The sequence below is a fragment of the Pimelobacter simplex genome, from assembly GCF_024662235.1.
Lineage (GTDB): Bacteria > Actinomycetota > Actinomycetes > Propionibacteriales > Nocardioidaceae > Nocardioides.
Map to the genome: position 1 here is coordinate 57,881 of NZ_CP096277.1, position 13,863 is coordinate 71,743.

Genomic DNA, 13,863 nt, shown 5'->3' on the forward strand with positions numbered 1-13,863 from the left:
GGGTGCTGGCGGTGAGGAGAGCGCTCAGAATCGCTCCCTGACAACCGAACGGGCCGCGAGTGCCTGCAAGCGGTGGTTCGGCGTCGCCCAGCGGCGTTCTGAGCCCGATTCGAGCCCGCCGCGCGCCCTTCATCGCGATGGAGCGGGAGCGCGGTCCACGCCCGCGGCCGGCGACGTCGACGGGATCGCGCGGTCCTCCGCCGCGCGGCCGCGGGAGGCTGTCGCAGGCTCCTCGAGGTCCTCGCTCGCCTCGACGAGCTGTCGCTGCTCCTCTGTGCTCGGCACGCCGTAGCGGCGCTCAGCCATCGCCTCGACCTGCGCCACGGCGTTCCACACGTGCTCCCCGGATGCGTGGGCGTAGCAGGCGTTGACGTGCTCGCGCGCGTGACCGAGCTCCTTCTTGCTCGAGCGCGGGTGCTCGCCGAGCGCCTTGAGTGCGCGCTGGGCTCGCTGGATGGCCTCGGAGCGCTCCTTCATCTGCATCGGTGCCTCTGTCATTCTCTCGGTCCCTTCTCGGTGCGGGTACGCGGCTGCGGGCCGTCGAGCTCGTCGTCCTGGAGCTCGCCGGTGTCGAGGTCGACGAGGCCGAGTCGCGGCGGCCCGGTCGGCGCCGACGGCTGCGCGTGTGCCCGCCTGTTGACCGGCAGCGCGTCGACGTCGTGGGCGAAGGCGTTCTCGCGCCGCTGGCGGCTGGCTTCGGCCAGGTGCTCGTTGTGTCGCGGCTTGGCCGGCCACGTCTTGTGCTCGTCGTCGCAGTGGGCCCGCAGCCTGTTGCGCATGCGGTCGGTGAACGCCGGCAGGCAGTAGCGGTGCCACTCCTCGAGCGCGTCGCTGGTCATCGCCAGCCCTGCTCGCCGGCGCTGGTCGGCCAGCACGGCGATCTCGTGGACCAGGTGCGGGTGCAGGGGCCAGCAGCTGGGGATGAGCCCGGAGACGTCCCAGGTGTACTCGCGGTTCAGCCAGATCACGACGTCCTCGAGCCACTCCCACAGGTCGTGCCGAAGATCGGGGTCCAGGCAGGAGGCCGGCTCCCACGGCCGCGGCAGCAGCGCGTGGTTGCCGAGAGCCTTCTTCTCCTCCTCGGTGCCGTTGATGGCGATGTGCAGCTCCCGGTAGGCAAGCCGCACGTGGTCGCCGGGCATGGGGAACGGGAAGACCATCAGCGCGGGCGCCGCCCGGCGGGTCTGCTGCTCGGTGGTCACAGGTCATCACTCCTTGCGTGGTCGTCGTCGACGAAGCCGAGACGGCGTGCCTCGACGAGTGCCGCGGTGGCGCGGGCCTCGGGGGTGATGACCATGCGGCGGTCGTTGGTGAGGCGCTCGCGCAAGGCCCGCTGGTCGGCCAGGAGGCGTTCGCCGGCCTTGCCCTCCACACAGCGGTGCAGCTTGGCGATGATCGGCTTGCCGTTCTCGGCGATCACGAGAGCTTGGCGCTCGGGGAGCTGGCGGACCTCCTCGGGCCGCATGATCGCGATGTCGTCGCCCTCGTAGCCGCCGCCACCACCGCGGTGCGTGCGCCGGCCGATCCGGACCTGGCCGAGGAGGTCGGAGATCTCCTGGTTGAAGGCGACGTCCTTGGACCCGCCGAACATGACCAGGGTGTTGGTGAGGCCGAGCAGCGCCCGGGCCTCGTGCTCGCCGAAGATGCTGGTCAGCTGGGGCCGGGTCTGGGCGGCCCAGATGAACGACAGCCCCAGTGCGCGCTCGTTGGCCATCCGGGTCCGCAGCGTCGGGAGCGGCGCGGTCGAGGGGAGCTCGTCGAGCACCGAGACAAGCGGCGGGCACAGCCGGCCTCCCCACGGGGAGTTGTTGGCCAGCACCAGGCCGGTGTCCAGCACGTGCTCGGCCACCGCAGTCATCAGTGGGCTGGCCGAGGCGTAGGGGTCCTCGCGGCCGAGGAGGTAGATGGTGCCGCGGCGGCGGATCACGTCGGCCAGGTCGGTGGCGGGGTGTCCGGGGCTGGGGATGCAGCGGCGGCGGATGTCGGCCTGGAAGAACAGCGACACCGCCTGCTGCACCGTGGTGACGGTGTTGCCGGCGGTGCGGTCGTCGCCGTTGAGTGCACCGTGCAGCAGGCCGTGCCAGAACGGCTCGGCGTGCGGATGCCGGCGCAGGATCTCCATCGGCTGGGTGGCCGCGGTCGGGTTCGCGACCCACTGCAGCACGTCCTCGAGCGTCTTCCCGGTCAGCGCCGCGGCGTGGAAGTAGCCCTGCAGGACCTTCGCGGACTCCGCGGCGTAGAACCGCGCGGCGTCGTCGCCGGTGCCGCCGGTGATCGCGCCCTTGACGGTGCCGGCGGTGAAGGCCTTGGCGCGACGCTCGGCCACCTTGGGGTCGACGCATCCGGCGATCGGGTCCCAGATCAGCTCGTCGACGACGCCCTCGGCCAGCCCGAACGGATCGAGCACCACGCACGGCCGGTCGTCGCGGGAGCGCTCGGTCAGGCTGAGCAGCAGGTCTTCGACCTTCGTCAACGTCACCAGGGCCGCGCCCGGGGCGCCGAGCAGCGCCGGGGTGAGCAGGTCGAGGGTCTTGCCGGAGCCCTGCGGGCCGATCACGCCGGCGGTGCGGTCCCACGGCACCCACAGCTCGCCGCCCCTCGGCTCGTGCGCGTCACCGATGCGCCAGCCGACGTCCCATGGGTCGAACCTCAGCTTCATCGCTCCTCCTTCGTTCGTCGCCCGTCCAGGAGCCAGGGGCTGAGCCCGTGGCCGAGCTGCGGGCCGGGTTGCTCGGTGTGGTCGCCGGGAGTGCGCTGCATCGGCGCGGCCGCGGCGGCGGCGTGCTTGCCGTAGATGTCGGGGCGGACGATGCCGGCGACCTTGCGCAGGCGGGTGACTCCCAGGAGCTTCTCGGCCTCGGCTGCAGTCGCCATGCCGCGCATCCGGCCGGGTCCCCAGCGCTGGTAGGCCCAGACGCCGGCCCAGATGGTCGCGGCCAGCAGCGAGAGCTCGGTCAGCGCGAGGCTGGCCCACACCAGGCCGCGGCCGGCGAGGTCGTCGGGGACCGGGGTGGGCAGTCCCGCCTCCGCGTTACCGCCGAGGACGCCGGGCAGGCTGGTCCAGAACGCGGTCCCGATCGGTGAGGGGAAGGCGCCGGCGTTGGCGTCGGGCCAGGTCCACCCGGCGCCGGCCAGCAGGTTGGCCACCGATCGGCCGAGCTGGATGCCGATGACGATGACGAACAGGGTCGCCAGCGTCACTGCTAGCGGGACCTCCCAGGTCCAGGGGTAGGGGTCTCGTCGTCGGTCGCGCTGCATCGGTTGGCCACCTCCGGGCGGTCGTGGGTCGTTGGGCCTCGCTGGTCACCTATGTGCGGTCAGCCCTCCGGTGCGATCACACGGCGCGGCTCGGGCGCGAGGCGTTCTCGGCAAGCCAGGTGGACGGGTCGACGTTGTCGGGGCCGTAGCTCGAGCCGTTCTTGAGGTGGACCTCGAAGTGGAGGTGGCAGCCCGAGACGTTGCCCTCCTTGCCGACCTGCCCGATCGGCTCGCCGGCGGCGACGGTCTGACCGCGGCTCACGCTGATGTTCTGCATGTGGGCGTACCAGGTGGTGAGGCCTCCGGCGCCGGTGGTGACCTTCACCAGCTGGGGACCAGCCCAGGAGCGCTGGGTGGTGTCGATCTCGATGGTGCCGGCGTGGGCGGCGTAGACGGTGGTCCCGCAGGGAGCCGAGAAGTCGGTGCCGGTGTGCCACTTGGACCAGTAGGGGCCGGTCTCGTGCCAGTTGTGGTTGTCGGCGCCGATGTACTTCGCCGGCACCGGGTAGACCACCTCGTCACAGCTCGCACCCTCGAGGCCGACCGGTGAGACCTTGGCGTTGGGCAGCACGTTGATGTGCGGGTGGTCCATGTGGTTGGCGGTAGCGGAGCCGCGGTCCTCCATCCGACGCCAGCCCTCGTCGGCTCGAGCGACGGACCAGATCCGCTGGTACCAGATGATGTAGTCGATGCCGAGCTCGCGGGCGTGGGCCTGGGCGTAGGCCGCGAGTGCGTCTCCTTGGGCCTTGCCCGCGGGCGTCAGCGGGACCATGAAGTCGGCGGCGAGGCCAGCGGGGTGGCCGTTGGGATCGGTGGCGCTCGCGCGGTAGCCGCCGACGGTCTTGATGCCGAACATGGGGCCGAGGATGTTGACCAGCTGGGTCAGCTGGGGCTTGACCGGCCCGAGGTTGTAGTTGGTCTCGGTGGCGACGGCGCACCCGGCGCTGCTCCCGGCCGTGGTGGCGGTCACGAGCGGGTGGTCGGCGAGCTTGCTGGCCTTGGTGCTGTTGTCGACCTCGGCGCTGGCCCAGGTGAGGTTGGTGCCGTAGACGTGGTCGATCGGCGCGTCCTGCTTGGGCTTCATGCAGGGCTCGGCCGACCCGCCGAAGGCGTTGGTCAGCTCAGGGGTCAGGGCGCAGTGCGAGGAGTTGTTGCCGTCCTTGCCGTCGTTGAAGTCACCCAGGATCACCGCCGGGGTGCCGGTGCCGGCGAGCTCGGTCATCGTGGCCAGCTGCCGGCGGAGTGCCTCCTTGCGGTGCCCCGCGGCGTTCCCCTGGGTGTCGGCCGGGTTGTGGATGCTCCAGACCCAGATCACCTGCCCGGCGCTGGGGCCTCCAGCTGTGCCGGTGAGCTGGACCAGCGGCATACCGGTGTCCTTGCCGCCGAAGTAGGGGATGTCGACGAGACGGGCGTCGGTCTGCTCCCACTCGTTGCGGTCCCAGACCACCCGGTTCTGGGCCTTCCCGGTGGCCGGGTACATGCCCCACTTGGCTGCGTACTGGTTGGCCAGGGCCTTGGCCTGGGGCGGGTGGACCTCCTGGAGGCCGGCGATCGAGACGCCGGCGTTCTCGATGGTCCGCATGGCGCCGGGCAGTCGCTTGTCCCAGGTGCCGTATCCCGGCCGCTCGCCGGGCTGGTCGGTGTGGCCTGCGCCGAGCAGGTTGAGGGTGCCGACGGTGATCGGGTTGACGGTGTCGCCCTGGCAGTTGGCGACGTTGGTGGTGGAGCCGTCGTCGGGCAGGTCGGGCAGGTCTCCACCGAGCAGGTCGGTGATGTCGCCGGCGACGTCCTCCCACTGGGCGTAGGCGTCGGGGTAGCCGGAGCGCTGAACGGCCTGCGCGGCCTGGGTGAGGGTCATGCTCTGCCAGCCGGGGATGTCGAGCAGGCCGGGGTTCCCGGTGTGCTGGGCCTGGCCGAAGAAGGCACGCGCGGACAGCACCGGGTTGGTGATCTCGGCTCGGGTGCCCCAGCCCTGCGAGGGCCGCTGCTGGAACAGGCCACCGGAGTCACGGTCGCCGCCGGTGAGGTTGACCAGCTTGGACTCCTGGATCGCCGTGGCGATCGCGACCTGCAGGCCGCGGCGGGGAATCTGGAGGTCGCGGGCGACCTGGGCGATGGTGATCGCGTTGCCGGCCTGCTCGCTCGTCATGGTCGGGTAGCCAGAGGCGAACCGCAGCCGCATCAGCTGGGCGAGCACGTCGCCGGCCGGCGGCGCGGCCGCTGTCCTCGAGGTGTGGGCGACGTTCACGACGCCGTCGGTGGTGGCCGCGGGCTCGGGGGCGGTCTCGGGGCCAGCGCCGTTCATGGCGATGCGCGCGGAGAGCCAGTGGTGGTCCGACACCATGGTGCCGTCCCAGCCCTGCTCGAGCCGGACGCCCTGGTACTGGGGGAAGAAGATGAAGTCGACGCCGTGGTTGTGCCAGGCGTAGCCGGCGGCCTTCATCTTCGCCGCGGCCGCCCACGGCAGGTCGGTGTAGGAGGCCTGGGTGTTCATGTCGCCGCCGATGAGCACCGGGCCGTGCGCGGCGAGCGAGTTGCGCAGCTGCAGCAGGATGTCCATCCCGGCGCCGTACTGCTGGGGGCGGGTCAGCGGCGGGTTGCCGTGCTGCTTCGGCCAGCGGTGCGGGTTGGTCATGTGGTGGGTGGAGACCACCGACACCACGGCGCCGTCGGCGCGCTCGAGGATCACCCAGGTGGCGAACCGGTCCCAGGTGACCGGCCGACCGTCGTAGAAGGTCTTGTCGTCGTCGACGAGCTGGACGCGGCCGCCGTTGGCCTTGGTCCAGGTCGACCGCTTCCAGAGCACGACGTTGCCCATGGCCTGCTCGGCACCGGCACCGGACTCCGACGGTGTCGACACTCGGAAGGCGTCGTAGCCCGGGGCTGCGGCCTCGATCTGGGCGAGGCTCCAGCCGCCGGCCTCGTTCAGGGTGACGAAGTCGGGGCTCTTGGACAGCACCTTGGGCATGGAGGCCCGGAACCCGTCGAGGCCGGAGCGGCGCGGGATGTTGGCCTGGGCCATGGTGATCTTGCCCTTGACCGGGCCGCCCACGGGGCCGTCGATGGCACCGAGGTCGCCGAGCTGGGTTGGTGCTGACTGGGTGGTCTGGGTACGGCACTCGGCGGCCGCCGTGGTGGTCATGACGACCATCAGGGTCACGACGAACGGCAGCCCCATGAAGACGATCAGGACCGGCAGTCCGGCGAGCAGCAGCTTCTTCACGACAGGTCAGTCCCGGAGACGGCTCAGGCCGCAATCTCTAGGAACTCAGGTTCGATCGGACGTCCATGCGCCCCGATCTGCGTTTGCGCAGGTGGCGTCGGTTCAGCTCTCTGGAGGGCGCGCATTGACGAAGCGTCACTCTGAACGACGGTTTGGCTGTAGTATCGACGCATGATCGCCTCCACTGAAGTCGGTGACTGATGGGTCTGGTGGCGTTGCCGGGCGGCAGCGCTGTTGATCCGGCACTTATAGGTGCGCAGGCGGTCCAGGACTTCGAGCAGGAGCTGGTGGACCAGTACGCGCTGGCGATGTCGGCGGCCGGTCTGACTGACCGCCATATCGGCGCGACTCGGGCGATCGTCATCGAGTTCGCTCGCTCGCTGTCGACTCCGCTGTGGGAGGCCACCTGTGCGGACGCGGACGCGTTCTTGGCCCAGCAACGGCGGATGGGGCTCAGCGTGTCGACCCGGGCGGGGAAGGCCGGCGCGGTGGCGGGCTTCTACGAGTTCGTGATCACCCGCTACGGGGGCACGATCCGCCGCGCGACTGGTGCCTTGGTCGAGCAGCCGATCGATGAGTTCAATCGCCAGTCGGGGGCATCGCTGGGCAAGGTCCGGGTGCCGCCGTCGGATGAGGAGATCGACTCGCTGTTCACTGCCTGGCGCGGGTCGGTCACACAGGCGCGCAAGTACCTTCCCGCGGCCCGCGACTACTTCGCTGCCTCGTTGTGGCGCCGACTCGGGCTGCGGATCAACGAGACCGTCATGCTCGACATCCGCGATTGGCGCCCCGATCTGGGCGAGTTCGGCAAACTCCACGTCCGCCACGGCAAGGGCTCGGGCGGCCGCGGACCCAAGCCACGGTTGGTGCCTGCGATCAACGGCGCGAACCAGTTGCTCGACTGGTGGCTGGCCGAGGTCCGTCCGCAGTACGGCGAGGACTGGGCCGACCCGGACGCGCCGCTGCTGCCATCCGAGCGGTTCGATCGTGATCTGGATCGGTGCGGACGTGTCGGCGCGAACGCGCTGCGCCGCGCCCTGGGAATCCAGGTCGAGGAGTGGTTGCCGGCGTGGTCGGGTCGGATGACGCCACACGTGCTGCGGCACTACTGCGCCTCGTCGCTGTACGCGGCCGGGATGGATATCAAGGCGCTCCAAGAACTGCTCGGCCACCAGTGGCTGGCGACGACCTCGGGGTATCTGCATGTCCGCAGTGACCACATCGAACGCGCGTGGAACAGCGCGAGCGACCGCATCGAAGTCCGCCTGGGCCTCCGTACCGACTAACGAGACCGAAGAACCGAAGGAGCTGATCCAGATGCAGTGGAGCCTGCGGCTGCGGGCCGCCGAACGAGGGATCTGGAAGTCCGCGCAGTTGCGCAGGATGCTGTCCGATGCCGGGCTCGAGATCTCCGCCGGAAAGATGTCGTCGTGGTGGGCCGGGACCCCGCCGACGATGCGCCTCGAAGAGCTCGACGTGCTCTGCTTCGTGCTCGAATGCACCCCGAACGACCTGATGACACCCGAGCCGGACAAGGTCGCCGCGCGCCGTCCCCGCAACACCGACGCCGCCAACAACAACGGCGGAAATGGCGGCGACGATTCGAACGGCAGCGGCGGCGCGCCACCGGCGGTCACACCGCGGCTCGGCAAGCCCCGCTCGACCCCACCGCTGTAGCCCGCACCCCGATCGCCCACCGAAACGACGAGCACCGCATGCCTGCGCCCGGCCCCAACGCGGCGTTGCGGTTGCCGCCCAAGTGCAACGCGTGCCAGAGCAACCGCGTCGCGTGGACCCGCCCCCGGGTCGACTTCTGCTATCAGTGCCTGCCCGGCGGCCCATTCGCGGCTCCACCGTGCAACCGCTGCCGCTCCCGCACGGACTACTTCAGTCAGGGGCTGTGCAGTCGGTGCCATCCCCGCAGCTCCGAACACGTCGGATCGTGCAAGGGCTGTCTGGCCTGGGGTGTCTACCCCCGCTACAACTGGACCTGCTGGTCCTGTCGCTGGTGGCAGAGCCACCACCCGAAGGGCACCTGCGCCTCCTGCGGCCGCACCAGCCACGTCAGCGACCGGCAAGCCTGTCGGCTGTGCCTTGAGAACGCCCGCCTCGACCAAGAACCCGGCCGAGCACCCGATGTCGCCGCGGCGAACCAGCACAGCCAGCAGCTGTTCTTCGCCAACATGGTCTTTAAGCGGCGCGCGACACCGGTGCCTGACTACGTCCGCAGAGATCGCCGATGGTCGACGAAGACCAAGAACCAGCTGCCCTACGAACCCGGCACCAGCTTCGACGACCAAGCGCTCGAACAGCTGACCCTGTTCGACATGGACCCCGACCCCGCGGTGCTGCGCCAACGCCTCCTGGTCGAGGACAGCGAACTGACCCGTTACTGCGCGGCCATCGTCGCCGACCACGCCCGCCGCTACGGCTGGAGCGTCAGACAGCGCAATGCCGTGATCCAGTCCCTGCGGCTGCTGCAGATCCTGCGGCCTACTTCCACCGCGAAGGTCCGCGCCAGTGACGTCGTGGCGTTGCGCCGATACGACGGCACCATCACCTCCACCCTCGACGTCCTCGCAGAAGCCGGGCTCCTGATCGAGGACGTACCAACCCGGGTCGAGCGGTACTTCAACGCCAAGTTCATCGAATCCGGAGCCCTCCCGGACACGATGCGGGGGCACCTCCAGTTGTGGCTTCAGATCATGCTCGGCGGATCCCGACAAGCACCACGCCAGGTGCCCCGCGAACCCGAGACCGTCGAGATCCACATCCAGGGCCTCGCGCCCGTCGTGCAGGCATGGGTCGAAGCCGGGCGCCAGTCGTTCGCCGAGATCAGCACAGACGACATCCTGGCCGCCCTCACGGCCCTGCCCGCCGGCACCAGCCACCGCCACTTCGCCGAGATCGGACTGAAGTCGCTGTTCAAGATCCTCAAGGGTCGCCGACTCGTCTTCACCAACCCGATCAAGGATCTCGACCTCACCCGCATGGCCACGAACCTTCCGCTGCCGCTCGACCCCGCTTTGATCCGCGCCGAGCTCGACTCGCCCAATTCGGCCCTCGCTCTCGCCGTCGCGCTGGTGGCCTTCCACGGCCTGACCGGCAAGCAGGTCCGTGAGCTGCAGTTGTCCGACATCGTGGACGGCCGGCTGCACCTCGACGGCCGCGACATCCCGCTCGCCGCACCCGTGAGGACACGGCTGAGCGCCTGGCTCGATCACCGCAACCGCACTTGGCCGGCCACCGCGAACCCGCACCTGCTCATCAACCGACGCACCGCGCCGCGTCTCGTCCCCGGCGGTCCGTCCTTTCCCTGGAGGGACAGCCGCGTTCGCCCGCGCGCCCTGCGAGAGGACCGCATCCTGCACGAGATCCACGCCACCGGCGGCGACGTACGCCGCATCTACGACCTCTTCGGACTCAGCGTCGAAGGCGCCACCCGCTACCTCAAGACGATCGAGCACCCCGACCTGAGGAACAAGGACCACCCCGGCAACCGGACATGACCATGTCGTTGCGTCCCGCGCGGCGTGGGCCGAGAGTCGTCGCAACATCCTCACGCCACGGATAAGCAACCGTGACGCGCACAAATCGGACACTCTGACGCCACTGACTTTGGTCACGGCCGCAGCGTGGCGGCTCAGCGTCCCCCTATCCGTCCCCCCGGGCCGTCCAACCTCGGGGGGACGCAGCAGCCCGCGCCACGTTTGCGCAGGTCAGACAGCGTCCCCCCGAATTTCAAGAAAGTTCTGAGACCCGGTCACTCGGACGGTGGGTGGGAGTCCCGCAAGCGGATCCGCTGGCGGTCATCGGCCGGCGCCGTTGCGTCCGGGACCGCGGTCACGAGTTGTACGCCGTTCGGCCCCTCGTGCGATTCGAGCGGTCGAGCGCTAGCGGTGGCCGATAGGCAGAACCCAGCGGAATGCGCTCAGCAGGGGTTTGCGGCACCAGCACGTCGCCGAGCAGTGGCACCGTTGAAAGCCCGCTGCTTCGGCGGCCCGACTCCCCAGGGCCGCAGTGAGGTAGAGCGTGACCGGGATGATGATGCGGCGACTCATGCGGCGACGCTACTCCTGGACGGTGGCACCCGCGCGTGATGGTGAGCGCGGATGGGCGATGATGTGGCAGATCGCCTCGTCAGAGCAGTCGGCCGGGTCCAGCCGACGGCTGAGCCTGATCAAGTGGCCGAGCTCCGCCTCGAGGGTGACCAGCTCGCGTTGCCGCTGCTGCACGTCGAGCAACTTCGCAGCGAGGAGGTCCTGCACGTGTCCGCACGGAGTGGCGCCTTCGCGGCGCAGGTCGAGGATCGTCGCGATCTCGACCAGGGTGAGACCGGCGGCTTGAGCGTTGCGGATGAAAGCGAGCGTGGCGAGTGTCGAGTTGTCGTACTCGCGGTAGCCGTTGGGGCCTCGATGCGGCTGCGGCAGCAGTCCCTTGCGCTCGTAAAAGCGGATGGTGGCGGTCGGGACCCCGACGGCCTCGGCGACTTCTCCGATGCGCATGATCTCACTGTACCGCTTGACCTTGTACCGCGGTTCAAGGTTTAGCGTCGGGGCATGGACATCACGCTGCTCTACTTCGAGGACTGCCCGAACTGGAAAGTCGCGGACGAGCGCCTGGCCCTGATCGCAGCCGAGCGCGGCGACGTGACGGTGACCCACCGGCTGGTTGAGACCCCGGAGGACGCCGAGCGCGTCGGATTCCTGGGCTCACCCAGCATCCAAATCGACGGCGTCGACCTGTTCGCCGAGCCCGGCGCACCCATCGGGCTGGCTTGCCGGAGATACCCGGTCCCCGGTGGCCACGAAGGCGCACCGACACTCGACCAGCTCCGCGGGGCGCTCGCCGATGCGTGACCGGATGGGCACTGTCGGACCAGTGGTCGCCGTCGTCGGCGCAGTCGGCATCTGTTGCGGACTGCCGGTGCTGCTGTCGCTGGGGCTGCTAGGTGCGGTGGCCGGCATGTCCCTCCAGAGCTGGGCCCTGATCGGTGTCGGCCTCGTGCTCGTCGTCCTCGGATGGGTGACGCGGGTGCGGCGCCGGAGATGTCCCGCGTCAGACGTCAACGAGACCACCAACAACCCGCTGAAGGAGAACCACCGATGAGCGAAAGTTATGACCTGATCGTCCTTGGCGCCGGGATGGCCGGTGTGGCCTCTGCGAACAAGTCCGCCAGCCAGGGGTGGCGCGTCGCGATCGTCGACCCGCTGCCCTACGGCGGCACGTGCGCGCTGCGGGGGTGCGACCCGAAGAAGATCCTTCGCCGCGGCGCGGAGATCATCGACAGCGCACGTTTGATGGAGGGCAAGGGCATCGACGCGGGCGGCCTGTCGATCAACTGGGGCGACCTGATGAAGCACAAGCACGGCTTCACCGACCCGGTGCCGGAGAACATGGAGGCCGGCCTGAGCCGCCACGGCGTCGAGACCCTCCACGGCCCGGCGCGCTTCACCTCCGAGCGACAGATCGACGTCGACGGCACCCGCTACGACGCCGACCGCTTCCTGATCGCCACCGGCGCCAGGCCCCGCCCCTTGGACTTCCCGGGGCACGAACACCTGATCGACAGCACCGGCTTCCTCGACTTCGACGACCTGCCGCCACGGATCCTGTTCGTCGGAGGCGGCTTCATCTCTTTCGAGTTCGCCCACATCGCCGCCCGTGCCGGCGCGTCACCGGTCATCGTGGACCGCGGCGAACGACCCTTGAAGGGATTCGACCCCGACCTCGTCGAGCTGCTGGTCGCCCGTGGCGCCGAGGTCGGTGTCGACCTGCGACGCTTCACCGAAGTAGTGGCTGTCGAGCCGAACGGCCGCGGCTACATCGTCACTCTGGACCGGGCCGGAGTCCGCGAGAGCATCGAGACCGACCTCGTCGTCCACGGCGCGGGTCGTGTCGCGGACCTCGCCGGTCTTGCCCTCGACGCCGCCGGGGTGGAATGGGGCGAGCGTGGCGTGAGCGTCTCGGATCATCTCCAGAGCACCACGAACGCAGCCGTGTGGGCTGCCGGGGACTCCGCGGACACCGCGGGGATGCCGCTGACACCGGTGGCGGTCATCGAGGCCAAGGTCGCCGCCTCCAACATGATCAAGGGCACCACGGCCGCTCCCAACTACAGCGGCATCCCTGCGGCGGTGTTCACCATCCCCGAGCTCGCCCGCGTCGGCATGCTCGAAACGGAGGCTCTCGAGCAAGGCATCGACCTGAGCGTCCGTCATAACGACACCAGCGGCTGGTACTCCAACTACCGCGTCGGCGAGACCACCGCGGCCGCGAAGGTACTCATCGACCGGTCCACGGACCGGGTCGTGGGCGCCCATCTGCTGGGACCCGAGTACGGGGAGCTCATCAACATTTTCGGCCTAGCCATCAAGCTCGGGCTCACCACCCGTCAACTCAAGTCGACCACCGCTGCGTACCCGACCGTGGGGTCCGATCTCGGATCCATGGTTTGAGTGCGTCGTTCCGGCCCGGGGCACCGAAGTAGGGCCTTGTGGTGGCACGCTCCGAGCGACGGTCCGGCTGTGGTCACGTCCGCTTGACGGCAAGCAGATGTGGTGCACCGTGGCCGCAAGCGAATCGACTCGCGGAGCGTGCCCAGCAGGATCCCCTGCCGGGACGACCTCGCCACAGAAGATCCGAGCGGACCAGATCGCCACTGGCGGTTCTGCTCTCGGAACGTCCAGGCCGGAGAGCGTACGTGCGGTGCCACTGGGGACAACCACCCTCAACGGTCCCTCCAGCGAGGTCGCGGACCACTTCGGCGTGGGCGCGGGTCATGGAAGGGTCAGCTCGATCTCCTGCTCGGGTTCGAGCTCGAGGTCGCCGGGGTCGCCGGTCACGGGGGCACCGTTGCTGGTCACCCTCACCTCCTCACCGGCGTTCGCCTTGACGCCACCGATCTGGGTCGGCGTCAGGGCGACGCCCCACTGGGTGAACAGCTGGCCGAGGGTGAACTTCTCCCCGACGGTGTGGGCTTCGATGTGAATGGTGCCGTCACCTTCGTGGGTGTGGACCGCGGACATGGCGCCGGTATCGGGGTCGACGCCGATGTTGGGCGGGACGGGGACCGGCTGATCGTTGATGGTGATGGCCAGCGTGGGGTGGTAGTGCTCGGCGGTGCCCATCGGGCCGAGGTCGAGGCCGGCGGCGGCGACCCGCGCAGGAACGTCGCCGGGTGCTGGCCATGGCGGGAGCGAGATGTCATCGGGCTCAACGCCGGCGGAGCTCGACGAACTCGATCTGGTCTCGCTAGTGGCATCGGTGGCCGCCGGGTCCGTGCCGCATCCGGCGGCGATGAGGGTGAGGATTGCTGCGACGGCGGCGGCCGCCAGCTGAGCGGGGGTGGGTGTCTTCATGGAGGTGTTCCCTTTGCTGTG

General features: G+C 69.6%; 13 protein-coding genes. 6 read left to right on the forward strand and 7 right to left on the reverse strand.

The genetic code is table 11. From position 1 onward, the window contains the following. Positions 1 to 129 precede the first annotated feature (129 nt). The 5 genes from M0M48_RS30285 to M0M48_RS31135 all read right to left on the reverse strand — a co-directional run bounded on the left by M0M48_RS30285 (position 130) and on the right by M0M48_RS31135 (position 6,481). Positions 130 to 498, reverse strand: coding sequence for a hypothetical protein (locus tag M0M48_RS30285; protein WP_257754518.1), 369 nt, complete (start codon positions 496 to 498; stop codon positions 130 to 132). Continuing rightward, on the reverse strand, positions 495 to 1,202 hold the full coding sequence (locus M0M48_RS30290) for a hypothetical protein (RefSeq protein ID WP_257754519.1): 708 nt from the start codon (positions 1,200 to 1,202) through the stop codon (positions 495 to 497). The genes M0M48_RS30285 and M0M48_RS30290 overlap by 4 nt, the downstream gene beginning before the upstream one ends. Beyond that, the gene (locus M0M48_RS30295) at positions 1,199 to 2,659 is read right to left on the reverse strand and encodes a type IV secretory system conjugative DNA transfer family protein (protein WP_257754520.1); all 1,461 of its coding nucleotides are present in this window, start codon (positions 2,657 to 2,659) and stop codon (positions 1,199 to 1,201) included. Before M0M48_RS30295 ends, M0M48_RS30290 begins: the two co-directional genes overlap by 4 nt. Continuing rightward, entirely contained in the window at positions 2,656 to 3,201 is a 546-nt protein-coding gene (locus M0M48_RS30300) for a hypothetical protein (RefSeq protein ID WP_257754521.1), read from the reverse strand. The genes M0M48_RS30295 and M0M48_RS30300 overlap by 4 nt, the downstream gene beginning before the upstream one ends. Positions 3,202 to 3,334: 133 nt before the next feature. Next, positions 3,335 to 6,481, reverse strand: a complete 3,147-nt coding sequence (locus M0M48_RS31135; RefSeq protein WP_374587449.1) for a peptidoglycan DD-metalloendopeptidase family protein — start codon at positions 6,479 to 6,481, stop codon at positions 3,335 to 3,337. Between the two features lie 200 nt (positions 6,482 to 6,681). Here M0M48_RS31135 and M0M48_RS30315 point away from each other — a divergent pair, with 200 nt between their 5' ends. The 3 genes from M0M48_RS30315 to M0M48_RS30325 are packed head-to-tail and all read left to right on the forward strand — an operon-like array spanning position 6,682 to position 9,990. Then, positions 6,682 to 7,767, forward strand: a complete 1,086-nt coding sequence (locus M0M48_RS30315) for a tyrosine-type recombinase/integrase (RefSeq protein ID WP_151578564.1) — start codon at positions 6,682 to 6,684, stop codon at positions 7,765 to 7,767. A 31-nt stretch (positions 7,768 to 7,798) separates the two neighbouring features. After that, on the forward strand, positions 7,799 to 8,158 hold the full coding sequence (locus tag M0M48_RS30320; protein ID WP_151578563.1) for a helix-turn-helix domain-containing protein: 360 nt from the start codon (positions 7,799 to 7,801) through the stop codon (positions 8,156 to 8,158). A gap of 38 nt (positions 8,159 to 8,196) precedes the next feature. Next, a complete protein-coding gene (locus M0M48_RS30325; RefSeq protein WP_257750615.1) occupies positions 8,197 to 9,990 on the forward strand; it encodes a hypothetical protein in 1,794 nt (597 codons plus the stop codon). Positions 9,991 to 10,551: 561 nt separating this feature from the next. On the opposite strand, the gene M0M48_RS30330 is transcribed toward M0M48_RS30325, so the two are convergent. Further along, a complete protein-coding gene (locus tag M0M48_RS30330; protein WP_151578561.1) occupies positions 10,552 to 10,986 on the reverse strand; it encodes a heavy metal-responsive transcriptional regulator in 435 nt (144 codons plus the stop codon). A 54-nt stretch (positions 10,987 to 11,040) separates the two neighbouring features. Between M0M48_RS30330 and M0M48_RS30335 the strand changes: the two genes are divergently transcribed. From M0M48_RS30335 to M0M48_RS30345, 3 genes are read left to right on the forward strand one after another with little or no spacing between them, the layout of a single operon-like run. Continuing rightward, on the forward strand, positions 11,041 to 11,340 hold the full coding sequence (locus M0M48_RS30335) for a thioredoxin family protein (RefSeq protein ID WP_151578560.1): 300 nt from the start codon (positions 11,041 to 11,043) through the stop codon (positions 11,338 to 11,340). A 22-nt stretch (positions 11,341 to 11,362) separates the two neighbouring features. Beyond that, a complete protein-coding gene (locus M0M48_RS30340) occupies positions 11,363 to 11,590 on the forward strand; it encodes a hypothetical protein (protein ID WP_257750616.1) in 228 nt (75 codons plus the stop codon). Continuing rightward, positions 11,587 to 12,939, forward strand: a complete 1,353-nt coding sequence (locus M0M48_RS30345; protein ID WP_257750617.1) for a dihydrolipoyl dehydrogenase family protein — start codon at positions 11,587 to 11,589, stop codon at positions 12,937 to 12,939. The genes M0M48_RS30340 and M0M48_RS30345 overlap by 4 nt, the downstream gene beginning before the upstream one ends. A 321-nt stretch (positions 12,940 to 13,260) precedes the next feature. Here M0M48_RS30345 and M0M48_RS30350 read toward each other — a convergent pair whose 3' ends face one another. Further along, positions 13,261 to 13,842, reverse strand: a complete 582-nt coding sequence (locus M0M48_RS30350) for a hypothetical protein (RefSeq protein ID WP_257750618.1) — start codon at positions 13,840 to 13,842, stop codon at positions 13,261 to 13,263. Positions 13,843 to 13,863: the final 21 nt, after the last annotated feature.

What these genes read in the sequence shown, in the direction of transcription:
- M0M48_RS30315 (WP_151578564.1), top strand. Translation starts at nt 6,682, where the DNA reads ATGGGTCTGGTGGCGTTGCCGGGCGGCAGCGCTGTTGATCCGGCACTT.
- M0M48_RS30330 (WP_151578561.1), bottom strand. Translation starts at nt 10,986, where the DNA reads ATGCGCATCGGAGAAGTCGCCGAGGCCGTCGGGGTCCCGACCGCCACC.
- M0M48_RS30345 (WP_257750617.1), top strand. Translation starts at nt 11,587, where the DNA reads ATGAGCGAAAGTTATGACCTGATCGTCCTTGGCGCCGGGATGGCCGGT.
- M0M48_RS30285 (WP_257754518.1), bottom strand. Translation starts at nt 498, where the DNA reads ATGACAGAGGCACCGATGCAGATGAAGGAGCGCTCCGAGGCCATCCAG.
- M0M48_RS30350 (WP_257750618.1), bottom strand. Translation starts at nt 13,842, where the DNA reads ATGAAGACACCCACCCCCGCTCAGCTGGCGGCCGCCGCCGTCGCAGCA.
- M0M48_RS30325 (WP_257750615.1), top strand. Translation starts at nt 8,197, where the DNA reads ATGCCTGCGCCCGGCCCCAACGCGGCGTTGCGGTTGCCGCCCAAGTGC.
- M0M48_RS30320 (WP_151578563.1), top strand. Translation starts at nt 7,799, where the DNA reads ATGCAGTGGAGCCTGCGGCTGCGGGCCGCCGAACGAGGGATCTGGAAG.
- M0M48_RS30295 (WP_257754520.1), bottom strand. Translation starts at nt 2,659, where the DNA reads ATGAAGCTGAGGTTCGACCCATGGGACGTCGGCTGGCGCATCGGTGAC.
- M0M48_RS30335 (WP_151578560.1), top strand. Translation starts at nt 11,041, where the DNA reads ATGGACATCACGCTGCTCTACTTCGAGGACTGCCCGAACTGGAAAGTC.